Source organism: Nocardia sp. NBC_01329 (assembly GCF_035956715.1).
In the GTDB taxonomy this organism is placed as follows: Bacteria; Actinomycetota; Actinomycetes; order Mycobacteriales; family Mycobacteriaceae; genus Nocardia.
The window spans coordinates 6,088,426-6,111,643 of record NZ_CP108381.1 but is presented as its reverse complement, the minus strand read 5'-3'; the positions used below and the strand labels follow the sequence as shown (position 1 = coordinate 6,111,643).

The following is a 23,218-nucleotide window of genomic DNA, read 5'->3' as shown; positions in this document are numbered from 1 at the left end:
TACATAGGAGAAGCACCATGGCTACTCAGATCGCCCAGACAACGGGGGCGCAGTACACCGCGATCCTGGGGCTGGGCGTGTACCGTCCGGCGCGGGTCGTGACCAACGACGAGGTGGCCGGACCGATCGACTCCAGCGACGAGTGGATCCGGTCCCGTTCGGGTATCCGCACCCGCCGGTTCGCCGACGATACGGAGACAATCCATTCGATGAGCGTGGCCGCCTGTCGCGGCGCCCTGGACGCCGCCGGAATAGCGGGCGACCAGATCGACTGCGTGATCGTGGCCACCTCGACCCATCTGTTGCTGACGCCGGCGGCCGCGCCGCGTATCGCCACCGAACTCGGCACGAACGGCGCCGCCGCCTTCGATATCTCGGCCGGTTGCGCCGGTTTCTGCCACGGCCTGGCCATGGCCTCCGATCTCGTGCGCGCGGGCACCGCGTCCCATGTGCTCGTCATCGGCGTGGAGAAACTCAGCGATACGGTCAACCCCGCCGACCGTGGCACCGCGTTCCTGTTCGCCGACGGCGCGGGCGCCGTGGTGGTGGGCTCGGCCGAGGAACAGGGCATCGGGCCCACCGTCTGGGGTTCCGACGGCACCCAGCACCGGGCCATCCGCCAGGACAAGGACTGGCTCGAGTTCTTCGCCGAAATCGACGAGAAGGGCACCGACGCCGTCCGCCCCTACTTGGCGATGGAGGGCACCGCGGTGTTCCGTTGGGCCGCGCATTCCCTCGAGAAGGTCTGCCGCGACGCCATCGACCGTGCCGGTCTGTCCACCGACGACCTGAACGCCATGATCCCGCATCAGGCCAACGGCCGGATCATCGAGATCATGGCGCGGGTGCTGAAACTGCCGGAGAACTGCGCGCTGGCCAACGATATCGAGGAGACCGGCAACACTTCAGCAGCCTCGATTCCACTGGCGATGGAGACCCTGCTGCGCACCGGGCAGTCCAAACCGGGCGATACCGCGCTGCTCATCGCCTTCGGCGCCGGACTCTCCTATGCGGCCCAGGTCGTGACCCTGCCGAAATTCAGTTCGTCTCGACCGCTGTCCTGATCTTCGCCAGGGATTCGTTCATCCCGCGGACCAGGTTCTCTTCGAATGCCGCCTCCCCACCGAGCACCGCGCCGATAAGGGTTCGCGAGACCCAGGTGGTGCCGTTGGGCACGTCGCGGCGTTCGACGAGCCGGGTTCCGTCCTCGGTGGGTTCGAGGGTGTAGGTCCACACCGTCCGGTTCTGGCTGACCCGGAAAGCCAGCGCACTGCCCTTTTCGTAGCGCAGGATGCGCGAGGTGGTCGGCCAGAACTTCCATCCGTCCCGATTGAGGTTGACCGTCAGCGTGCCCGCCTTCGGCCGGCCGATCGGGATCATCCGTACACACTGCGGACTGAACTCCGGCATCCGGCTCGGGTCGGCGAGTACCTCCCAGACCCGCTCCGGCGATGCGGCGATATCGATACTGGCTTCCAGATTTTTCGGCAACGTTGCCTCCGGGTAGATGAAACTCCAAGTATCAGTAAGGGTAGCGATTGGCGACGGCTCGGTCACATTTTCCCTAGTCGAGTATCGATAAGGTCGATCCGGAAGCAGAATCGATTGCGGGACCCCATCGGTTGCCGTACACGCCACCGCAAGCAAGACACGTCGCCAGCAAACATACAGCTACCGTAAGGTGATGGGCCGTGAACCTTCGCTCGCTACTGCGCCGCCAGACCACCGAGGGACTGCCGCAACTCCCGGCACTCGAACCCGATGATCCTTCGGCAAACGCCAAGATCGACGAACGGCTGGAACGTCTACTCACCCCCACCGAACTGGATATGCTGCTACACCACCGGGTCTGAGTGTGTTTATCTGCCCCGCCTTCGGCGGGGTGGGTCGGGGCCCGGCTGCACCCGGGGCCGCCACGCACTACCCGGTACGCTGCTGGTCGCGCCGGAGGCTCCGGCGTGGCTGACCACCGGGGAATGCGTTATGAAACGAATCTCAACTGTTGTCGTCACAGCTGCCGCCGCCGCGGCGCTGGTGCTGTCGGGGTGTTCCTCGGAGGAGGAATCGGCCGAAGCCTCGGGCCTGCGCAAGAACACCGCGACCGCCCAGACGACACCGAGCACGGCGTCCGGCACCGAAACCACCGCGCCCAGCGACGACAACACACCCAGCGACGACAACGCGCCCGTGCAGTCATCGGAAACCAGCGCACCCGAAGACGATTCCGCCGACGACGCTCCCGCCTCGGACCGCCCCTCCGACACCACCTGCCGCCAGTTCAGAACACTCGACGAACCGGCGCAGCAGCAACTCATCGGCCAGATCATCGCGGAGAATCCCGACAGCGCGTTCGTGGGTAATCCGAATGCCGCCCTCGGCACCGCCAAGCTGGTCTGCAATTCCGAGAAACTGGCCGACCAGAAGGTCGCCGTCGTCGCGGGGATCGTCGTCAACGGCTGAGGCGATCGCCTACCCCTTCCGCAGCCGCTGATCACCGTTACCTCGTAACGCCCACACCAGAGGCCGATTCGGTGCCCGGTCGCGACGGCCCTCGCACCCGCCGCGCGGAAAGCGCGCAGAATGGCACCGTGGCTGAGTTGGCGTTGACCGTCCGTCTGAATCCATCCGCCGCCGACGCCCGGCGCGGGGTGGTCCGGCTGCATCCCGAGGCGCTCACCGCCCTCGGCTTACGCGAATGGGACGGTATCTCACTCATCGGCACCCGCCGTACCGCTGCTGTGGTGGGCCGGACACCCGCCGGAACTCCGGCCGGTACCGCGCTACTCGACGATGTGACCCTGTCCAATGCCGGACTGCGCGAGAACGCCGGTGTGGTGGTGGCACCGGCCGTGGTGTACGGCGCCCGCCGGATCCGCGTGAGCGGTTCCCGGCAGGCCACCCAATCGATTCCGGCGGCGACGCTGCGCCAGGCGCTGCTGGGAAAGGTGGTGACCGTGGGCGATACGGTATCGCTGCTGCCCCGCGAGCTGGGGCCCGATATCCCGTCCTCGGTGGCCAGCCAGGCATTGTCGCGGGCGTTCGGGATCGCGTGGACCTCCGAATTGCTCACCGTGGTCGCCACCGAGCCCGCGGGTGTACCGGTGAGTGTGCAACCGAACACCGCCGTCGAGTGGACCGCGGGTGTATCCGCCGGCGACGAGCCGGCTCCGGTTCGGGTGAACGAGCAGCCGGGCCCGGATCAGCCGCTGGCGCCGAGCCATCCGGAGACAGTGGTCGGCAGCGATATGCCCGGGGCCGTCCCGGTAGAGACTGCCCCGCACACCGGACTGAAGGTGGAGGATCTGGCCGGTGCGCAACCGCAGGCCGCGAAGCTGGCGGAATGGCTGAGTCTGGCATTGGACGAACCCGAGCTGCTCAAGGCGCTAGGCGCGACGCCACGCCTGGGTGCGCTCATCACCGGACCGGCCGGGGTGGGCAAATCCTCACTGGCCCGGGCGGTGGCGGCCCCGCGGCGGATCGTGGAGCTGGACGGCCCGACGGTGGGGGCAGCGGAGAGCGGGGCCCGGTTGCGCGCGGTCGCCGCCGCGGCCGCGGCGGCGGGTTCGGGTCGCGGCGGGATTCTGCTGGTCACCGATATCGATGCGCTCCTGCCGGAACCGGCCGAACCCGTCGCCACCCTGATTCTGGATCAATTGCGGGCGGCGGTGGCCGAACCGTGTGTGGCACTGCTGGCCACCACCGCACACCCGGCGGCGATCGATCGGCGGCTGCGGGCACCCGATCTGTGCGACCGGGAGCTCGCGCTGACATTGCCCACCGCGGCGGTACGCCGGGCACTGCTCGAGCAGTTACTGCGCAAGGTACCGACGGGCGAGTTGCGGCTCGACGAGATCGCTTCGACCGCGCCCGGGTTCGTCGTCGCCGATCTCGCCGCGCTGTGCCGGGAGGCGGCCCTGCGGGCGGCCGCGCGGGCCAGCCGCGACGGTACCGAACCACAGCTCGAGCAGGAAGATCTCAGTGGGGCGCTGGAAGTGATCCGGCCGCTGTCCCGGTCGGGTACCGACGAGTTGGCGATCGGCAGTCTCGGTCTCGACGATGTGGGCGATATGGCCGAGACCAAGCAGGCGTTGACCGAATCGGTGCTGTGGCCGCTGCGCCATCCCGACTCGTTCGCGCGGCTGGGGGTCGAACCCCCGCGCGGGGTGCTGCTGTACGGCCCGCCCGGCTGCGGCAAAACCTTCCTGGTGCGGGCACTGGCGGGCAGCGGCCAGTTGAGCGTCCACTCCGTCAAGGGCGCGGAGCTGATGGACAAATGGGTGGGCTCGTCCGAACGCGCGGTGCGTGAGCTGTTCCAACGGGCGCGTGATTCCGCGCCGTCGCTGATCTTCCTCGACGAAGTGGACGCGCTGGCGCCGCGGCGCGGCCAGAGTTCCGATTCCGGGGTCGGTGACCGGGTCGTGGCGGCGCTGTTGACCGAACTGGACGGGGTGGAACCGCTACGCGATGTGGTGGTGCTGGGTGCCACCAACCGCCCGGAGTTGATCGATCCGGCACTGCTACGACCCGGCCGGCTCGAACGGCTGGTATTCGTTCCGCCACCCGACGCCGAGGCCCGGGAGGCCATTCTGCGTACCGCCGGCCACGCGGTGCCGCTGGCGGAGTCGGTGGACCTGGCTCGGCTCGCCGCCGATCTGGACGGTTTCTCCGCCGCGGACTGCGCGGCTCTACTGCGTGAGGCGGCGTTGGCGGCCATGCGCCGCGATGTGGACGCCGCCGATGTCACGGCTGCGGATATCGCCGCCGCGCGGCGGGCGGTACGGCCTTCACTGGACGCTGAGCAGGTGGAGTCGCTGCGCCGGTACGCGGAGTCCCGCCACTGACCCGTTTTCCGATCTGTCCGTTATGCCTGACCTGGTGAAACTGTTGCCCGGCGGTAGCCGGGTGCGAGACCGAAACCCTTAATCTGTACGATTGTCCCAGTTCGTGCTCGCATATGATGAGCGCGCAATACCCCGCCGCCCCGACCCCGACGGAGGTAACGCTTGCTCGCCATCCTGCTCGCACACGCCCTGGCCGCGCTGATCGCGCCCGCCGCCGTGCGAGCACTGGGCCGCAACGCGTTCTATCCGATCGCGCTGGTACCGCTGGGCAGCCTCGGCTGGGTCATCGCCCACTGGAACGACGAAATCCAGGTCCGCCTACCGTGGGCGCCGACCATCGATCTGTCGCTCGATCTACGTTTCGATTCCCTCGCGACCGTGATGAGCGCGTTGGTACTGGGGATCGGCGCCCTGGTTCTCGCCTACTGCGCCCGCTACTTCACCGACGACGAACCGAAACTCGGATCCTTCGCGGCCTGGCTGGTCGCCTTCTCCGGCGCCATGTTCGGCCTGGTCACCAGCGACAACATGTTGCTGCTGTTCACTTTCTGGGAAGTGACCACCGTCCTGTCGTTCCTGCTGGTCGGGCACAATTCCGACAGCGTCCCCGGACGTCGCGCCGCCCTGCAGGCACTGCTGGTGACCGGCGCGGGCGGCCTGGCCATGCTGGCCGGCATCGTGATCCTCGGACAGTCCTACAACAGCTACCTGCTCTCGGATCTGCTGGCGGCCGAGCACCCGCCGGGCGGAATCGCGATCCAGGTCGCCATCGGTCTGGTGCTGGTCGGCGCATTGAGCAAATCCGCCATCGTGCCGCTGCACTTCTGGTTGCCCGGCGCGATGGCCGCGCCCACCCCGGTGAGCGCGTATCTGCACGCGGCCGCCATGGTGAAAGCGGGTGTCTATCTGATTGCTCGGCTCGCGCCGGCCTTCGCCGACGAACCCGTGTGGCGGCCGATGATCCTCACCCTCGGTCTGGCGTCGATGCTGCTGGCAGGGTTGCGCGCGATGCAGGTCACCGACCTGAAACTGGTTCTTGCCTTCGGCACGGTCAGTCAGCTGGGCTTCCTGGTGATGATGGTGGGCCTGGGCACCCCGGACGCCGCGCTGGCCGGTATCGGCCTGATCGTGGCGCACGCGATGTTCAAGGCCGCCCTGTTCTTGGTCGTCGGCATCATCGACCACGGCGCCGGTACGCGTGACCTGCGCGAACTATCCGGATTGGGCCGCCGCGCCCCCGTACTCCTCGGCGCCGCGGCGCTGGCCGCGCTGAGCATGGCGGGTATCCCGCCGCTCTGGGGATTCGTCGCGAAGGAATCCGCACTGGCCGCCGAGCTCGATGCCGCACCGCTCTCCCCCACCGTGCGGCTGCTGCTGATCGCCGGACTCGTAGCGGGGTCGATGCTCACCGTCGCCTACAGCGCACGCTTCCTCTGGGGCGCCTTCTCCGACAAACCCGGAGTCCCGGTCCGCGGCTGGCACGCACCCGGACCCGGGCTGCTCGCGGCACCGGTCGTGCTCGCCGCCGGCTCGCTGGCCGCCGGACTGGCCGCGCCCTGGATGGACGGCCTGCTGGCCCCCTACGCCGCGACCCTGCCGGGTGAGCTGACCGAGCATCTGCAGCTCTGGCACGGATTCACCATGCCGCTACTGCTCACCGTCGTGATCATCGCCGGGGGCCTCGCCCTGTTCTCGGTACAGGACCGGTTCGGCGAATCGGCGACCCTGCTCGGTAACGCCGACCGCGGCTACGACGCCGCGCTGCGGGCGATGGACCGGATGTCGCTGCGGATGACCACTTCGGTACAGCGCGGTTCCCTGCCGTTGAACCAGGCGATCATCCTCGGCACCCTGGTCATCCTGCCCGCGGTGGTCCTGGCCGTCGGGACCCGGACCGGGGTGGAGTTGCGGCTGTGGGATTCTCCGTTGCAGCTGGTGATCGGTGCGATCATGATCGCCATGGCGCTGGGTGCGACGGTACTGCGCAACCGGCTGGCGAGCGTCCTGGTCGTCGGGCTCACCGGTTACGGCTGCGGTGTCATCTTCGCCCTGCACGGTGCCCCCGATCTGGCCCTGACCCAGTTCCTGGTCGAAACCCTGACGCTGGTGGTCTTCGTCCTGGTCCTGCGGGCCTTCCCGGCCGAAGTCGGCCCGGAACAGCAGACCGGTTTCCAGGTCGGCCGGGCCGCCATCGCGATCGCGGCCGGAATCGCCGTACCGGTCCTGGCGGCGTTCGCCGCAGCGGCACGCAATTCCCAGCCGATCTGGGAACGGATCCCGTCGGCGGCCTACGAATTCGGTGGCGGTAAGAACGCGGTCAATGTCCTGCTGGTCGATATCCGTGCCTGGGACACCCTCGGCGAGATATCGGTACTCGTCGTGGCCGCGACCGGTGTCGCCTCGCTGGTGTTCCGCAGCCGCCGATTCGGCGCGGCACCGCGCGCCGCCGACGCCCCCAACTACAACCCGGGCAAGGTGAGCTGGCTTCCGGCCGGGCGCTTGGTGGACCGCCGGGACCGCTCGATGGTCCTGCAGATCACGACCCGGCTCGTCTTCCCGACCATCATGGTTCTGTCGGTGTACTTCTTCTTCTCCGGCCACAATGCGCCCGGCGGCGGCTTCGCGGGCGGTCTCATCGCGGGGCTGGCGCTGGTGCTGCGCTATCTCGCCGGCGGCCAGTACGAACTCGGCGAAGCGCTACCCGTCGAAGCCGGCCATCTACTCGGCGCCGGCCTGATCCTGGCGGCCGGTACCGCCACGGCATCGCTGGTGCTGGGGTACCCGCCGCTGTACTCCACCATCCTGGAGGCCTCGGTACCGCTGCTCGGCCACATCAAATTGGTGACCTCACTGTTCTTCGACCTCGGCGTCTACCTGATCGTGGTGGGTCTCATCCTGGACGTGCTGCGCAGCCTCGGCGCACGCCTCGACGACGAGCTGGTGCAGTCATGAGCGCTAATCTCACCCTCCTGATCGTGGTCGGGGTCCTGATCGCCTGCGGTGTGTACCTGCTGCTCGAGCGAACTGTGTCGAAGATGCTGCTCGGCATCCTGCTGTTCAGCAATGCGGTCAACCTGCTCATCCTCACCATGGGCGGTTCGGACGGGGCACCGCCGATCCAGGGCGCGGGCGATACTCAGCACGACACGATGGCAGACCCACTGGCGCAGGCACTGGTGCTGACCGCCATCGTCATCACCATGGGAGTCTCGGCGTTCGTCCTGGCGCTGGCCTACCGCTCCTACATCCTGACCACGAGCGAAAAAGTCGAGAACGACCCGGAGGATGTCGGGATCGCCGCGCGCCCGCCGGAGGAACCCGAAGAATGAGCCTGTCGCACGATCTGCTCGCCACCTTCGCGCCGTTGCCGGTGCTGATTCCGCTGCTCGCCGCCGCTGTGACTCTCGTCGTCGGTCGCAGTCCGCGGGTACAGCGCGTACTGGCGACCGTCGCGCTGAGCGGCGCGGTCGCGGTCTGCGGTGTGCTGCTCTACCTCGCCGACCGCGACGGGACGGTCGCGGTCCAGGTCGGCGGCTGGGAGACCCCGATCGGTATCACCATCGTGGTGGACCGGCTCTCCGCCGCCATGCTGCTGGTCTCGGCGATCGTCCTGCTCGCGGTCGCGCTCTACGGCGCCGGCCAGAACATCGCCGACGCCCAGGCCAAACAACCCACATCCATCTTCTGGCCCACCTACCTGGTGCTCAGCGCGGGGGTGGCGATGGCGTTCCTCGCCGGTGACCTGTTCAATCTGTTCGTCGGTTTCGAGATCCTGCTGGTCGCCTCGTTCGTACTGCTCACTCTCGGCGCGACCGCACAGCGCATCCGGGCCGGGGTGTCGTATGTGATGGTGTCGATGGTGTCGTCGCTGATCTTCTTGATCGGCACCGCCGTCATCTACGGCGCCACCGGGACCCTGAACTTCGCGCAACTGTCCCTGCGGATGGATGCCATTCCCGACGGGATCCGCCAGGCCGTGTACGCCGTCCTGCTGGTCGCGTTCGGGATCAAAGCGGCGGTCTTCCCGCTGTCGAATTGGCTACCCGATTCCTATCCCACCGCTCCGGCGCCGGTCACCGCGGTTTTCGCGGGCCTGCTCACCAAGGTCGGTGTGTACGCCATCGTGCGCACCCAGACCCTGATGTTCCCGGACGGCGGCTTCGACAATCTGCTGCTGATCACCGGGCTGCTCACGATGTTGATCGGCATATTCGGCGCCATCGCGCAGAACGATATCCGGCGACTGCTGTCGTTCACCCTGGTCAGTCATATCGGATACATGATGTTCGGGGTGGGGATCGCCAATACCATCGGGCTCGCGGGCACGGTGTACTACATCGCGCACCACATCCTGGTGCAGACCGCGCTGTTCCTGGTGGCCGGTCTGATCGAACGGCAGGCGGGCTCGACCTCGCTGCGCCGGGTCGGCGGGCTGGCCGCGGCCAGCCCGGTACTGGCGGGCCTGTTCCTGATCCCGGCGCTCAACCTCGGCGGAATACCGCCGTTCTCCGGATTCATCGGCAAGGTCGCGCTGCTCCAGGCCGGCGCGCAGGACGGCAGTTCACTGGCCTGGATCCTGGTGGCCGGGTCGGTGGTCACCAGTCTGCTCACGCTGTATGTGATGGCCCGGGTATGGAGCAAGGCGTTCTGGCGGCCGCGGGAGCAGGCCCCGGACGGTCATCTGGTGTCCGCGACCCTGCCGTCGCTGGTGGAGGACAACACCGACATGCTCTACGACGAACGCACCGACCCGGGCCGATTACCGGCGATGATGGTGCTGCCCACCGCCGCGCTCGTCGCGGTCGGGCTGGCGCTCACCGTATGGGCGGGCCCGGTGCTCGGGATCGCCGACCGCGCCGCGGCCGAACTGGAGGACCGCAGCAGCTATATCGGCGCGGTCCTCGGCGGGGGGACCAAATGAGCCCGCTACGTGAACTGATGAACCGCGACAATGTGCTGCGGGTCGGTGTCCTGATCTGGTTGGCCGTGGTGTGGGTGGCGCTGTGGGGTCAGGTCAGCACCGCGAACGTCCTGGCCGGGCTCGCCGTCGGCGCGATCATCATGGTGACCCTGCCGCTGCCCCGGATACCGGTGCGCGGGCGGTTGCGGTTGCTGCCGTTGCTGAAGCTGGTGGCAGTCAGCGTGTACTACGGGCTCGAATCCAGTCTTCAGCTGGCCTGGTTCGCATTGCGGCCCGGGCCACCGCCGGTCTCGGGCGTACTGAAAGTCCAGTTCGCCTTCAGATCGGATCTGGTCCTGGTGCTGTGCACCAATCTGCTGAACCTGATCCCGGGCACCATGGTGCTGGAGATCGATCGCGAACAGTGCGTGGTCTACGTGCACGTCATCGACGTCGGCAGTGAGAAGGCGGTGGCGAAGTTCTACCGGACCATCCGGGTGTTGGAACAGTTGCTGATCGACGCTTTCCAGCGTCGCGCCACCCCGCTCCCGCCGCCGACCGGTCAGGAGGTGAACCAGTGATCGTCGTGGCCGTGGTGGCCGCGGTCCTGCTCAGTGCGGCCGCGTTGATCACCGCATATCGCATACTCGCGGGCCCCGATACCCTCGACCGCGTGGTCGGGATCGACTCCATCATCGCGATGACGATCTGCGGTCTGGCGGTGTGGGCGGCCTACAGCCGGGATACCAGCGTGGTGCCCGCCATCGTCGCACTGTCCCTGGTGGGCTTCCTCGGGTCGGCCGCCGTCACCCGTTTCCGGGTCCGGGACGACCGATGAGCGCGGTACTCGACTGGATCTCCGGCACCCTGATCATCCTGGGCGCGTTGCTGGCACTCACCGCGGCGATCGGCATCGTCCGGTTCCCGGACACTCTGCTGCGTATGCACTCCGCGACCAAACCCCAGGTCATCGGATTGATCTCGGTACTGACCGGAACGTGTATCCGGGTCTACGACGACCCGAATGTCTGGATGCTGGTGCTGGTGGGACTGTTCACCCTGCTCACCGCGCCGGTGATCGCCCATCTGATCGGCCGCACCGCCTACCGGGAGCAGCTGCACCGCAAGGATCTGCTGGTGGTCAACGAACTCGAGGACGAACTGGATCCGCCTCGCCCGTGATCCCGTCCGGCACGACGGCCCTCGTCTCGAACGGATCCGCGGTGGCGGTCACCGCGTCCGCCGAATCGGCGGGCAAGGTCGCGACCTCGGGCCCGGCCGGCGGGTCGGCCCGGTGCCGAGCGAACCAGGTGGCATGGAAAGCCGCGGCCATCGCGGCGAGCAGCGCCGAGACGACCGAACCGGCGACCACCGGATAGTCGGCCATGTGCACCGCGAGATACCGATAGCCCAGCAGCAGCGTCACCAGCACCAGCGCACCACCGGCGACCAGACGAATCCGGAACCAGCCCCAGCCGCGTCGCGGTTCCCGCAGCGCGGATTCCACGGTCAGGCACAGCACCGCGCCGGCGACAAGATCGACTCCGTAGTGGTACCCGAACCCGAGAGTCGCGGCCAGCGTGCACAGCAGCCAGAACATCCCACCCCAGCGCAACCAGGTCGGCGCGAGCGAACCGTCGGCGTTGCGGCGGGTGTGCAGGAAGAGCGCCAGCGCCCACGCGGTGTGCATGGAGGGCATACAGTTGCGCGGCGAGAACGAGTCGAAATCCATCGATTCCGGTGCCCGGTCCAACGGCGGAACCACATTGGGCCAGAAATTGCCCAGCTGGAAGCCGTTCCCGTCGACCCCGTAGGCGAACATCGGCCCGACCACCGGGAACAGGATGTAAGCCAGCGGCCCCACCAGCCCGAGCACCAGGAAGGTGCGCACCAGATAGTGGTCCGGCCAGCGCCCACTGGCCACCACCGACCGCAACTGCCAGACAGCCACCACTATGGCCGCCGCGGGCAGTTCGATGTACACCCAGTGCAGAACGGCGTCGGGTATCGGGCCCAGTGTCTCCAGTACCCGGCCCATCACCCAGGCCGGATCACCGAGCGCGTGATCGGCGAGCATCACGTACTGGTCCAGCACCCGCGGCCGCAGGTCCACGGTGATGTGCAACCAGACATCGCCGACCTTGGTCGCCAGCACCAGCAGGGCGCCCAGCGCCGCCGCGTGCAGCGCGTTACGCCGGTCGCCCCCCGTCCAGCGCAACCAGGCCACCAGCACCAACCCGGTGAGCACGAGGACCGGTCCGTTGCCGACCGTGAACGGACCCCCCATCAGCAGCCGCACCCCCGCGAAGGCGAGATCGATCACAACGGCCGCCCCGAACGCGATCACCCGGCGCCGGGCCGAGATCCCGACCAGCGCCAAGACCAGACCAGCCCAGGGCACAGTCATGGATTTGGGGGTACCGACGTAATCGCGGGCCAGGCTCGTCAGTGGGCCCTCGAAGCCTCGCCACACCGCCACACCCTGTAGCGCCAGCAACAACACCGGCACCGCGGCGGCGGCGGCGACCCGAAAGCCCCGTGGCGGCACCGATCCGCGCGCCGCTGCTCCGGCTACCGTATTCGGGTTTTCGACTAGCACCCGCCTATCGTAAACGGCACGTGAACGGCAGGTCACCGGGCTGCTGAACAGCAGCAGACCGGCCGGGTCAGCTGTCGAGTTCGCGGACCAACGCGTCCACCACCGCGATCAGATCCCCCTGGGACGCCGCGGCCACCTGCCGCTGCCGCTGATAGTTGGCCCCACGCCGGGGAATATCGGCCACCGCGGCAAGCTCTGCCACACAGTCGAGCCGCCGTGCGGTCGGCTCCAGCCGGTTCAACAGCTCCTCGAGATCTTCGGTGACCAGGCGCTCACGGTTGTCGTCGCCGACGATCACGATAGCGTCCAGCCCGTAACGGGCGGCCCGCCATTTGTTCTCCTGCACATGCCACGGCGGCAGGGTGGGTAGCGTCTCACCGCGTTCCACCTTCTCGTCCAGATACACGATGAGGCAGTGGATGAACGCCGCCAGCGCGGCCAGTTCGGCCCGGTTGGAGATCCCGTCACAGATCCGCACCTCGATGGTTCCCCATTTCGGCGCGGGCCGGATATCCCAGTGCATGCCGCCGAGCTGTTCGAACACACCGGTTTTCATCTGGTCGTGTACATACCGCTCGAACTCCCCCCAGCTCTCGAACTGGAAAGGCAGTCCCGCCGTGGGCAACTGCTGGAACATCAGTGCGCGATTGCTCGCGTACCCCGTATCCGAACCCGACCACATCGGTGAGGAAGCCGACAGCGCCAGCAGATGCGGATAAGACAGCAGCAGCGCGTTCAGAATGGGAAAAACCTTGTCCCGGTGGGAAACCCCGACATGGACGTGCACGCCCCAGATCAGCATCTGCCGCCCCCACCACTGGGTGCGTTCGATCAGTTCGTCGTAATGCTCGGAACGGGTCAGCTGCTGGGTCGACCACTGCGCGAACGGATGGGTGCCCGCGCAGAACAGATCCACACCGAGTCGATCCGCCGCCCGGCGCACCGTGTCCATGGTGCCCGAAAGATCCGCTACGGCCGCCCCGACGGTTTCATGTACCCCGGTGACCAGCTCCACGGTGTTGCGGAGCAGTTCCTTGCTCACCTGCGGTGTGCCGTCGTGGGCCCGTAACTCACCGACCGCGTCGAAAACGGCTGCCGCGGTATTGGACAGATCACGACTCGTCTTGTCGACGAGCGCGATCTCCCACTCGATACCGATGGTCGGCCGGGGCGACCCACGGAACGGCACCGGATCGATCCGCGCCCCACCCATAACGCCCCTCCGTCGTGCGTCTGTCTAGCCGATGACGCCGCAGCCGACACGGCCGCCCGCGTCACCGGTACTCATCGTCTGCTGGTCCGGGCCGGTGCCACCCTGACGGTTGTACCGATCCGGGATATTGGCGAAGTTGTCGGAGTCGGCGTGAACGATCAGCGCCTTACCCTCGATATCGCTCAGAGTGACCGTGTCAGTGGTGGTCACCAGGTAACCGTTGCCGTCCTTACGCACCTGCAACGAGGTCAGATCACCACTGGCCGGGTGGCCGGTGGCACCACCGACCTGCAGATGCCCACCCGCGGACAGGAAGTCACCCGGCGCACCGCCGGCAGGCGGCGCGGAATTCGGCTCGCACTTACCCTCCTGGTGGATATGCAAGCCGTGGAAGCCCGGGGTGAGACCGGTCGCATCGACGGTGATCCGCAGATGATTGCCTTCTTGGGCGATATTCGCGGTCCCGATCTTCGTACCGCTCGGCGACTTCAGCTCGACCTCGGTACCGGAACCGGCCGGGGTGTCCTGTTCCGCACCGTGCTCGCCGTGCTCACCCGCACCGGCCGGCGCCGGGGAGGACGTCCACACCGGCGGAGTCGTCCCCGCCACGTCGCTGGACTCCTGGCTGTTCGTGCAGGCAACGAGGCCGAAAGCCGCGACAGCCAGCACCGGCGTCACGCTCCGCCAAGACGGGCGACGAGAAGTGGACGGTGCCATCAGGGAACTCCTTTACGAGTACCGAGTTTACGGGTAGAGCGTTTCGACAACGATCTTTCGACGCATCAGATGATGCCACGACGCCTACATCCGTCCGGGACGCCCCCGACCTCCGGCAGCCGGAATCACCGACCGGTCACCACCACGACGACGCCGGAACCATCGCCCAGCCCCGGAATCATCGGCGCGGTGGTGGCGCCGATATCCGAGGCGACAGCGGCGGCGGTCGCCTCGTCACCGGGCGCACTCCCGTAATACACAGTGGTGGCGGCAAGAGTGGTGGACGCGTAATTCCCGGTCGAGGTGTTGGTCCAGCCGCGTGCCGTGAGATCGCTCGCGGTCGTCGACGCCAACCCCGCGACCATGCTGTTGTTGAGTATCCGGATCGGTGCGGACCGATCCGCGCCGCCGGCTGCCGCCGTGGTCGTGGGAACGGTAGCGGTGGTGGACCCCGCGGCCGCTGTGGTGGGCGCAACCGCCGCACCGGTGGTGGCGCGCGGCGCGGCCAATGCGGTCGTCGACGAAGTCGTCGTCGGCGCACCCTCGGCGTTGTCGGAGCTCTCGGAATCGGCACTCGACAGCGACATCGCGCCCAGACCGGCAAAAACGATCGCCAGGGCGATCAGAACCATCGCCGTCGCACGCAGCGGCGGTCCACCGGAGCCAGGGTTCGAATTGCTCACCCGCCCGAGCCTAGCGCCTGCTGTGTTGATTTGCCCCGCCTGCGGCGGGGCGGGTCGGGGCCCTCGTGACCCCGGTTCTTCACTCCGGCGCTCAGTCGCTTCGCTCCATCGCTCTGTCGCTCCAGAACCGGGGCGGGCCCCGACCACGGAGGGCGACCATTCGAAGTGGGCAAGGAGCAGATAAAGGTCCGCGTGCGTGGGGCGCGCATAGAGCGGCGTGCGGGAAAGTCGCGGCATGGCGGGCACTCGGGAGTCCCGGATCTGTAGACCGTCGCCGGCGGTCGGTCGCTGCCTCCCCCGGCAGCACAGCGCCCGATCGCGGATGGCATTTTTCCAGTGGAAAGAGGTGGGCGCCGCGACGAGGTGGCCCCGGGGCCGCCGGGCCTCGGTGACCGGGGCTCAGACCTGGAAGCCGAGCTTGCGGGCAGCGCGCGACTTCTGACGGCTGGCGCGCAACCGGCGTAGGCGCTTCACCAGCATCGGGTCGGCGGCCAAGGCTTCCGGCCGATCGATCAGGGTGTTGAGGACCTGGTAGTAGCGGGTGGGCGACAACGCGAACAGTTCGCGGATGGCCTCTTCCTTGGCGCCCGCGTATTTCCACCACTGCCGCTCGAAGGCCAGGATCTCGTGTTCGCGGCGGCTCAGGCCGCTCTCGAGATCACAGGGCGCTTCTGGATTCGCATTCTCTGTATTGGCCGGAGGACTGCCCTGGATTGCGGAAAGGTCCCGCGCTACTGCGCCGTCCATCTTGCTCCTCGCCGAGTTACCACCGGACGCGATCGCCGTCTCAGGTCACGATCGGGTCACCGTGCTACTGCCTTGCGATATTCAACCACGCCGTCCGGATAACCGCTGCTGTCGACGTCCGGCGTGTCCGGGACGGTGGTACCAGAACATCGTCAGCAACCGGTTCTACCCGCCTGGACCGGTCACGGCGACTGCGCGGAGCAGGCCCTTTTCACGCCCCGGTATCGGCCCCAATAAGCTCGTATCCATGTCAATCCTGCCCATCGTGATCGTCGGCGACCCCGTGCTGCACGGCCCCACCGCGCCGGTGACCGAATCGCCGGCGGACCTGGCCGGGCTGATCACGGATATGTACGAGACCCTGGACGCCGCCAACGGTGTCGGCCTGGCCGCCAACCAGGTCGGAGTGTCCAAGCGTCTCTTCGTCTACGACTGCCCGGACCGAGCCGAGGACGGTACGGTGACGGTGCGGCGCGGAGCGGTGATCAACCCGGTGTTGGAAACCTCGGCGATCCCGGAGACCATGCCGGACCCCGATGACGACGAAGAGGGCTGTCTCTCGGTACCGGGCGAGCAGTACCCGACCGGCCGCGCCGATTGGGCCCGGGTCACCGGAACCGATGAGCACGGCGAACCGGTCACCGTGGCGGGCACCGGTTTCTTCGCCCGGATGCTGCAGCACGAAGTAGGCCATCTCGACGGCTACCTCTACATCGATGTCCTGGTCGGACGTCACGCGCGAGCGGCCAAGAAGGCGGTCAAACGCAACGGCTGGGGCGTCCCCGGCCTCGACTGGCTACCCGGTAGCGACCCGGACCCCTTCGGGCATGACGACTGACCCGCACGAGCCCGGCGACGACGTCTCGATCACCGATATCCCGATAGGCGAGCGAGTGGTGGTGCGCTATCGGTTACCCGAGGGCAGCACTCCGCCGCTGACCGATGTGATCGGGGAGGTGGTGGAGACGAATCCGCTCACTGTCCTGGCCGCCGACGGGCATCCGGTGATGATCCCGGCCGCCAGTGTCGTGGCGTTGAAATCGCTGACACCCAGGCCGATTCGTAATTCGGAGATCCGCGCGCTGGAAACCGCGGCCGCGTTCGGCTGGCCCGGTTCCGAGTACGCCTGGATCGACGGCTGGCTGCTGCGCGCCGGGCACGGTTACACTCGGCGCGCCAATTCCGCTGTGCCCATCGGGGATTCCAGCGGCCCCGCCCGGATCACCCCGGACACCCTGCACCGGATCGGCGCTTGGTACGCCTCCCAGGGACTACCACTGCAACTGGCGCTACCGGACCGGCTGGCCACGGTGCCACCGGGCTGGAACAGCTGGGGTGAGACCCGCGTCCTCGGCATCGATCTGGACAATTTCGTGCTGCCGCAGGGTCCGTCCATGGTGCGTATCGCTCCCGAACCCGATATCTCGTGGCTGGAGATCCACCGCTATCGCGGCGACGAACCCAGCGGCCACACCACCACGGTGCCGCTGCCCGAAGTGCTCTCCGCCGTCCACGACGGGCAGCTCGGATTCGCCTCGCTGGGCCTGCCCAACCCCATCGCCATTGCCCGCGGCGCACTCACCACCGCCGCCGACGGCCGCCGCTGGGTCGGCCTGACCTGCGTGGCGGTCATGGCCGCCCATCGCCGGCACGGGCTGGCCGCACTCGTCTGCGGCGAACTGCTGCGGTGGGGTCACGACCGTGGCGCAACGCACGCGTACGTGCAGGTCGAGGCCGGTAACGTGGAGGCCCTGGAACTGTTCGGCGAGCTCGGCTTCCTCGATCACCACAGCTACCGCTACGCCGTCCCCGGCAGTTCCGGAGCCACGCCGTAACGCCATTGCGACAGCACCGACCGTAGTCGCGGCTACCCCCGGTGGCACAGAAGACCGAGCCCCCGACCGCGCCCACCTTCCGCCCACTACGGACGGTCAGCTTCAATGGTCGGGGCCCGCCCCGGTTCTGGAGCGACGAAGCGATGGAGCGCAGCGACTGAGCGCCGGAGTGAAAAACCGGGGTCACGAGGGCCCCGACCGCCCCGCCGCAGGCGGGGCAAACAACACAGTCGGGGCCCGCCCCGGTTCTGGAGCGACGAAGCGATGGAGCGCAGCGACTGAGCGCCGGAGTGAAGAACCGGGGTCACGAGGGCCCCGACCCCGCGACGCCGAAGGCGGCGCCATAGATACAGAGGTACACGTTGCGACTGGCCACCTGGAACGTCAATTCGATCCGATCTCGGCAGGACCGGGTGCTGGCCTGGCTGGATCGCCAGGATATCGACGTACTCGCGATCCAGGAGACGAAATGCCGCGACGACCAGTTCCCGTTCGAGCGTTTCGCCGAGGCCGGGTACGAGGTGGCCCATGTGGGGTTGAACCAGTGGAACGGGGTCGCGATCGTCTCCCGGGTAGGTCTCGACGATGTGGAGATCGGGTTCCCGGATCAGCCCGGGTTCGATCGTGACGCCGCCGATACCCTCATCCCCTCTCCGACCGTGGAGGCGCGCGCCCTGGGCGCTACTTGTGGCGGGGTCCGGATTTGGAGCCTGTACGTGCCCAACGGCCGGTCGCTGACCGACCCCCACTACGAGTACAAGCTCGCTTGGCTGGCCGTGTTGCGCGATTACGCCGCCCGCCGACTGGCTGCCGACCCGGAGGTGAGGGCAGCGCTGGTCGGGGATTGGAATATCGCGCCCACCGACGACGATGTGTGGTCGCCGGAGTTCTTCTCCGGCAGAACCCATGTTTCCCAACCGGAACGGGATGCGTTCACCGCGATCACCGATATCGGTTTCACCGATGTGATGCGACCGTTCGCGCCCGGCCCGGGGGTGTACACCTACTGGGATTACACCCAGCTGCGGTTCCCTCGGAAGGAAGGGATGCGTATCGATTTCGTCCTGGCCTCCCCCGCCTTGGCCGCGACGATCGTCGATGCCGGAGTGGACCGGGAAGAACGCAAAGGCAAGGGCGCCAGCGATCACGCCCCGGTGATCGCCGAGTTCACCGACTGACTCGCGCTACAGCCAGTCCGCGAGCGGATCGGTGGCCAGGAAGACCCCGAGCGGCTCCGGGATTTCGATATCGGTCCCGAAGGGCACGGTCACCTTTGTGTTGTAGCGTCCGTCGTCCGGTTCGCTGTACACGCTCACTTCCGCGGCGCCCCGATCGATGAGGAAGTAGAGCGGGATACCCGTGGCCGCGTACAGGAACGGTTTATCGAGCCGGTCGCGGAGTTCGGTGTGCTGGGCCCGCGAACTGATCTCGATGGTCATGAACACCGGCTGCGGGTCCGACCATTCACCTTCGCCGGCGAAGGCGGACGCGGGCGCGAGTATCGCATCGGGCCGCACCCGGCTGCCGCCGGTCCGCCCAGCCCGCAAGCCGCGGTCGGCGAAAAGCCACAGTTCGGACCGGCGTGGCACCAGGAACCGCGCCAGCCACTGCACGACCCGGGTGTGATTGGTATCGGGTCGCGCCTTCGCGGCCAGTAGGCCGCTCAGGTATTCGAGCCGCAGCCCTTCGGAAATCCGCTGAGCAGCGGCGTCGAGTTCTTCGAACTCGTCGACGGTCATCAGCGATCCATGCGAGAGGGTCACGGATAGACCCTATCGCCTGTGTCTATTTGCCCCGCCTTCGGCGGGGCGGGGCTGTGTTTATTTGCCCCGCCTGCGGCCGGGCTGTCGGGGCCCTATTAACCCCGGTTCTTCACTCCGGCGCTCAGTCGCTGCGCTCCTTCGCTCTGTCGCTCCAGAACCGGGGCGGGCCCCGACCATGGAGGGTGACCATCCGGATCAGGCGGAAGGTGTGTGCGCAGTGACCCCATGATCCGTCCGGGTAGGTCCGTGACGAATGTGAGGACTCGGTGGTCGCCGAGTTGTGGACGGCTTACTGCGACGCGTTCAGTCGCTGCGCTCCTTCGATTCGTCGCCGCAGAACCGGGGTGGGCCGACTGTCGCGGTGGGCCGCTCGTGAACCGGCGAAGTTCTGCGTGCGGCGCTGGATCTGGTTCGAGGCGGGTAGGGTCGGCGTCGAAAAACTGCACATACCAACGGGGGCTCGCACCAGCGGGCTGAGAGGACGGCTAGCTCCACGGAGCGTTCAGGGCCGTCGACCGTATGAACCTGACCGGGTAATGCCGGCGTAGGGAGGAAATATGACGACCACACCTGTCGATTCCGTGACCACGGGTCCGATCGAGGGCAGCGTCAAGCACTACCGGGATGTCGACGGTCTGCGCATCCCGGTCCGCCGGATCGAGCTGACCAATGGCGAGAGTTTCGATGTCTACGACACCTCCGGGCCGTACACCGACGATGCGGCGGCCATCGACCTCGAGGCCGGGCTGCCCGCTCTCCGAGACAGCTGGGAAAGGCCGGCTGTGGCCGGACCGCACACTCAGCTGGCCTGGGCGCGGGCCGGGATCGTGACGGCGGAGATGCGGTTCGTCGCCGCCCGTGAGGGTGTCGCGCCGGAGGTCGTGCGCGCGGAGGTCGCGGCGGGGCGGGCGGTCATCCCGGCCAACCACCGGCATCCGGAGCTGGAGCCGACCGTTATCGGCAAGAAGTTCCTGGTGAAGATCAACGCCAATATCGGCAACTCGGCCGTCTCGTCCTCGATCGCCGAGGAGGTCGAGAAGATGGTGTGGGCGACCAGATGGGGTGCCGATACCATCATGGATCTGTCGACCGGTAGGAACATCCACGAGACCCGCGAGTGGATCCTGCGCAACTCCCCCGTACCGGTCGGCACGGTGCCGATCTATCAGGCACTGGAGAAGGTGAACGGTGATCCGGCCGCGCTCACCTGGGAGATCTACCGCGACACCGTGATCGAGCAGTGTGAACAGGGCGTCGATTACATGACGGTGCACGCGGGGGTGCTGCTGCGGTATGTGCCGCTCACCGCGAAACGGGTCACCGGCATCGTGTCGCGGGGCGGTTCCATCATGGCCGCGTGGTGTCTGGCCCATCATCAGGAATCGTTCCTGTACACCCATTTCGAGGAACTCTGCGAGATATTGGCCCGCTACGACGTCACGTTCTCACTGGGTGACGGCCTGCGGCCCGGGTCGATCGCCGATGCCAACGATGAGGCCCAGTTCGCCGAACTCCGCACGCTCGGCGAGCTGACCAAGGTCGCGAAATCGCACGGCGTCCAGGTGATGATCGAGGGACCCGGCCATGTGCCGATGCACAAGATCGTGGAGAACGTGCGGCTGGAGGAGGAGCTGTGCGAAGAGGCTCCCTTCTACACGCTCGGGCCGCTGGCCACTGATATCGCGCCCGCCTACGACCACATCACCTCGGCCATCGGCGCCGCGATCATCGCGCAGGCCGGGACCGCGATGCTGTGCTACGTGACTCCGAAGGAACATCTCGGTCTGCCCGATCGCGATGATGTGAAGACCGGCGTCATCACCTACAAGATCGCCGCCCATGCGGCCGATCTCGCCAAGGGACATCCGCACGCGCAACGCCGAGACGACGAATTGTCCAAGGCGCGTTTCGAATTCCGCTGGCGCGACCAGTTCGCCCTGTCGCTGGATCCGGATACCGCGCGCGAGTATCACGACGAGACGATGCCCGCAGAGCCGGCGAAGACGGCACATTTCTGTTCGATGTGCGGTCCGAAGTTCTGCTCTATGCGGATCTCGGCGGATGTGCGCGAATACGCGGAGAAGAACAATCTGACCGATGTCGATGCGATCGAGGCGGGTATGGCGGAGAAGTCGGCCGAATTCGCGGAAACGGGCAAGCGGGTGTATCTGCCGGTGGTGTCCTGATCCACGGGCGGGCTCGCCACGAACGTCGAGCCCGCCCCGGCCTCGCGGCCAGGACCCGGATCCGATATGCGGATCCTTTCCCTGCCTGGGATGCACCGCATGAGCACGCCTGAACCCGATGAGCGGAGCTCGGCCCCCGCCGCCCTCGGGCACCCTTCCGCCTCGATCACTTCCGGCGCGCTCAGTTGGAGATACCGGGAGCCCTGTGCACATAGGTACGGTCGGTGACCTGGTCGAGCAGGAACTCCGCGATATCGGCCCGGGCGATCTTCAGGCTGAGCCCGGTCTCCTTCCCACCGAATCCGCGCCGATAGGTGCCGGTCCGCGGGCCGTCGGTGAAGGCGCTGGGCCGCACAATGGTCCAATCCAGGCCACTGGCCCGCACATGGGTCTCTTGCTGCTGGTGATCGGCATAGGCCGGGCGCAGCAGCAGTCCGAACATGATGTATTTCCACAGGAAGTCCAGATTGGCGCGACTGTCGCCCACTCCCAGCGTGGACTGGCAGATGAGCCTTTTCACCCCTGTGCGGTTCATCGCTTCGATAATCGTGCGGGTGCCCTGCGCCCGCACCACACCCTTACGTCCGTTGCCCAGTGCCACCAGGACGGCGTCCTGGCCGAAGACCACCCGTTCGACCGCCCCCGGATCGAGCACATCGCCTTCCACGATGCGCAGATTCTCGTGGGTCCGGGTGATCCGGGCGGCATCCCGGGTGAGCGCGGTGACCTCGTATCCACGTGCCAGCGCCTGCTCGACGATGTGCTGTCCGACCGTACCGGTCGCTCCGAAAACCGCGATTCGCATGATTGCTCCTTGACTCGAAACCGTTGCTCTGTGACTGAATCCAGTACAGCAACCAGCGGCGAGACGAACCATGGCTCGAACGCTCGTCGGCATAAGCGAGCGTCCAGGGATATCCGCGTCTCAACCCGCGCGGAACACCCGGGCGGTCACGTCGTCGGCCGGGTAGAAGGCTTCGATATGGAGTTCGTCGATGGTGACGTCGGTGGCCGACAGAGCCGAGGCGGTGATGCTGAAGAACGAGAACTCCGCGTCACCCACCCGCAGCCGGAGGGGTACCACGACATCGGTCCGCGCCCGCGCACCGCTGTCGTGGCAGGGGTAGGCGGATACCTCGTCCAGCAGCGCTTTCAGCCGGATATCACCGGTGGCCGCCAGCCGGCTACGGACCTGGCCGAGTAGATGGTCGCGCCACTGACCGAGGTTGCGGATACGCGGCGCCAAACCACGGGGATGCAAGGAGATCCGGATGGCATTGACCGGCGGTTCGAGTAATTCGGGGGCGCATCCTTCGAGCAGCACATCGGTGGCGATGTTGCGGTCGACCACATCCCAGCACCGGTCCAGCACCAGTGCCGGATGCGGTAGATGCGCGTCGAGCAGGAGCCGGAAGGCGTCCATCACCGAACGCAACTCCGGTGCGTTCACATCGCGCTGGCCGTAGCTCGGCGCGTATCCGGCCGCGAGCAACAGTTCGTTGCGTTCGCGCAGCGGAACGTCCAGATGCCCGGCCAGGTGCTCGACCATCTCCCGGGTGGGCCGCGAACGACCGGTCTCCACGAAGCTGAGGTGGCGGGTGGACACCTCGGCCTGCGAAGCGAGCTGCAGCTGACTCAACCGGCGCCGCTCCCGCCAGGACTTCAGCAGCCCGCCGACCGAGGGTTCGGTATCCGAGATCAGCACACCGAAATCGTAACCCGGCCGGTAACCGA

The 23,218-nt window shown here is 67.3% G+C and carries 23 protein-coding genes; 14 read left to right on the top strand and 9 right to left on the bottom strand.

The genetic code is table 11. From position 1 onward, the window contains the following. Window positions 1-17: 17 nt before the first annotated feature. Window positions 18-1,064, top strand: coding sequence for a beta-ketoacyl-ACP synthase III (locus OG405_RS27805; protein WP_327149361.1), 1,047 nt, complete (start codon window positions 18-20; stop codon window positions 1,062-1,064). Here OG405_RS27805 and OG405_RS27800 read toward each other — a convergent pair. Continuing rightward, window positions 1,039-1,491, bottom strand: a complete 453-nt coding sequence (locus OG405_RS27800) for an SRPBCC family protein (RefSeq protein WP_327149360.1) — start codon at window positions 1,489-1,491, stop codon at window positions 1,039-1,041. The genes OG405_RS27805 and OG405_RS27800 overlap by 26 nt on opposite strands. Before the next feature lie 200 nt (window positions 1,492-1,691). On the opposite strand from OG405_RS27800, the gene OG405_RS27795 reads away from it, so the two are divergent. From OG405_RS27795 to mnhG, 9 genes are all read left to right on the top strand, one after another. After that, window positions 1,692-1,853 carry a hypothetical protein gene (locus OG405_RS27795; protein WP_327149359.1) on the top strand — a complete coding sequence of 54 codons (162 nt, stop codon included), beginning with the start codon at window positions 1,692-1,694 and terminating at the stop codon, window positions 1,851-1,853. 130 nt (window positions 1,854-1,983) lie between these two features. Further along, window positions 1,984-2,460 carry a hypothetical protein gene (locus tag OG405_RS27790; RefSeq protein WP_327149358.1) on the top strand — a complete coding sequence of 159 codons (477 nt, stop codon included), beginning with the start codon at window positions 1,984-1,986 and terminating at the stop codon, window positions 2,458-2,460. 128 nt (window positions 2,461-2,588) lie between these two features. Further along, a complete protein-coding gene (locus OG405_RS27785; RefSeq protein WP_327149357.1) occupies window positions 2,589-4,841 on the top strand; it encodes an AAA family ATPase in 2,253 nt (750 codons plus the stop codon). A 162-nt stretch (window positions 4,842-5,003) separates the two neighbouring features. Continuing rightward, window positions 5,004-7,793 (top strand): Na+/H+ antiporter subunit A, encoded by a 2,790-nt coding sequence (locus tag OG405_RS27780; RefSeq protein ID WP_327149356.1) that lies wholly within the window; start codon window positions 5,004-5,006, stop codon window positions 7,791-7,793. Beyond that, window positions 7,790-8,170, top strand: coding sequence for a Na(+)/H(+) antiporter subunit C (locus tag OG405_RS27775; protein WP_327149355.1), 381 nt, complete (start codon window positions 7,790-7,792; stop codon window positions 8,168-8,170). The genes OG405_RS27780 and OG405_RS27775 overlap by 4 nt, the downstream gene beginning before the upstream one ends. Then, complete coding sequence (locus tag OG405_RS27770) at window positions 8,167-9,762, top strand: Na+/H+ antiporter subunit D (protein WP_327149354.1); 1,596 nt, start codon at window positions 8,167-8,169, stop codon at window positions 9,760-9,762. The genes OG405_RS27775 and OG405_RS27770 overlap by 4 nt, the downstream gene beginning before the upstream one ends. 17 nt (window positions 9,763-9,779) lie before the next feature. After that, window positions 9,780-10,322, top strand: a complete 543-nt coding sequence (locus OG405_RS27765) for a Na+/H+ antiporter subunit E (RefSeq protein WP_327152555.1) — start codon at window positions 9,780-9,782, stop codon at window positions 10,320-10,322. Continuing rightward, window positions 10,319-10,579: a monovalent cation/H+ antiporter complex subunit F gene (locus tag OG405_RS27760; RefSeq protein WP_327149353.1), complete on the top strand. Its 261-nt coding sequence runs from the start codon at window positions 10,319-10,321 to the stop codon at window positions 10,577-10,579. Before OG405_RS27765 ends, OG405_RS27760 begins: the two co-directional genes overlap by 4 nt. Beyond that, window positions 10,576-10,923, top strand: coding sequence for a monovalent cation/H(+) antiporter subunit G (gene mnhG / locus OG405_RS27755; protein ID WP_327149352.1), 348 nt, complete (start codon window positions 10,576-10,578; stop codon window positions 10,921-10,923). The genes OG405_RS27760 and mnhG overlap by 4 nt, the downstream gene beginning before the upstream one ends. On the opposite strand, the gene OG405_RS27750 is transcribed toward mnhG, so the two are convergent. From OG405_RS27750 to OG405_RS27730, 5 genes are all read right to left on the bottom strand, one after another. Beyond that, window positions 10,883-12,289, bottom strand: a complete 1,407-nt coding sequence (locus OG405_RS27750; RefSeq protein WP_327152554.1) for a phosphatase PAP2 family protein — start codon at window positions 12,287-12,289, stop codon at window positions 10,883-10,885. The genes mnhG and OG405_RS27750 overlap by 41 nt on opposite strands. Window positions 12,290-12,407: 118 nt before the next feature. Continuing rightward, window positions 12,408-13,553: a glutamate--cysteine ligase gene (locus OG405_RS27745; RefSeq protein WP_327149351.1), complete on the bottom strand. Its 1,146-nt coding sequence runs from the start codon at window positions 13,551-13,553 to the stop codon at window positions 12,408-12,410. Between the two features lie 24 nt (window positions 13,554-13,577). Next, on the bottom strand, window positions 13,578-14,270 hold the full coding sequence (gene sodC, locus OG405_RS27740; protein ID WP_327149350.1) for a superoxide dismutase[Cu-Zn]: 693 nt from the start codon (window positions 14,268-14,270) through the stop codon (window positions 13,578-13,580). Window positions 14,271-14,395: 125 nt separating this feature from the next. Then, window positions 14,396-14,953 (bottom strand): LytR C-terminal domain-containing protein, encoded by a 558-nt coding sequence (locus OG405_RS27735; RefSeq protein WP_327149349.1) that lies wholly within the window; start codon window positions 14,951-14,953, stop codon window positions 14,396-14,398. 399 nt (window positions 14,954-15,352) lie between these two features. Then, on the bottom strand, window positions 15,353-15,700 hold the full coding sequence (locus OG405_RS27730; protein ID WP_327149348.1) for a DUF3263 domain-containing protein: 348 nt from the start codon (window positions 15,698-15,700) through the stop codon (window positions 15,353-15,355). Window positions 15,701-15,947: 247 nt separating this feature from the next. Here OG405_RS27730 and OG405_RS27725 point away from each other — a divergent pair, with 247 nt between their 5' ends. The 3 genes from OG405_RS27725 to OG405_RS27715 all read left to right on the top strand — a co-directional run bounded on the left by OG405_RS27725 (window position 15,948) and on the right by OG405_RS27715 (window position 18,713). Beyond that, window positions 15,948-16,538, top strand: coding sequence for a peptide deformylase (locus OG405_RS27725; RefSeq protein WP_327149346.1), 591 nt, complete (start codon window positions 15,948-15,950; stop codon window positions 16,536-16,538). Further along, window positions 16,528-17,535, top strand: a complete 1,008-nt coding sequence (locus tag OG405_RS27720; protein ID WP_327149345.1) for an N-acetylglutamate synthase, CG3035 family — start codon at window positions 16,528-16,530, stop codon at window positions 17,533-17,535. Before OG405_RS27725 ends, OG405_RS27720 begins: the two co-directional genes overlap by 11 nt. A 362-nt stretch (window positions 17,536-17,897) precedes the next feature. After that, the gene (locus OG405_RS27715; protein WP_327149344.1) at window positions 17,898-18,713 is read left to right on the top strand and encodes an exodeoxyribonuclease III; all 816 of its coding nucleotides are present in this window, start codon (window positions 17,898-17,900) and stop codon (window positions 18,711-18,713) included. Window positions 18,714-18,719: 6 nt separating this feature from the next. Here the strand turns inward: OG405_RS27715 and OG405_RS27710 are convergent, their stop codons facing one another. Next, the gene (locus OG405_RS27710; protein ID WP_327149343.1) at window positions 18,720-19,298 is read right to left on the bottom strand and encodes a Uma2 family endonuclease; all 579 of its coding nucleotides are present in this window, start codon (window positions 19,296-19,298) and stop codon (window positions 18,720-18,722) included. A 557-nt stretch (window positions 19,299-19,855) separates the two neighbouring features. On the opposite strand from OG405_RS27710, the gene thiC reads away from it, so the two are divergent. Further along, on the top strand, window positions 19,856-21,484 hold the full coding sequence (gene thiC, locus OG405_RS27705) for a phosphomethylpyrimidine synthase ThiC (RefSeq protein ID WP_327149342.1): 1,629 nt from the start codon (window positions 19,856-19,858) through the stop codon (window positions 21,482-21,484). A 181-nt stretch (window positions 21,485-21,665) separates the two neighbouring features. On the opposite strand, the gene OG405_RS27700 is transcribed toward thiC, so the two are convergent. Together OG405_RS27700 and OG405_RS27695 are read right to left on the bottom strand one after the other, a co-directional pair. Next, window positions 21,666-22,289, bottom strand: a complete 624-nt coding sequence (locus tag OG405_RS27700) for an NAD(P)-dependent oxidoreductase (protein ID WP_327149341.1) — start codon at window positions 22,287-22,289, stop codon at window positions 21,666-21,668. A 120-nt stretch (window positions 22,290-22,409) separates the two neighbouring features. Next, entirely contained in the window at window positions 22,410-23,186 is a 777-nt protein-coding gene (locus OG405_RS27695) for a helix-turn-helix domain-containing protein (protein ID WP_442790798.1), read from the bottom strand. Window positions 23,187-23,218 lie beyond the last annotated feature (32 nt).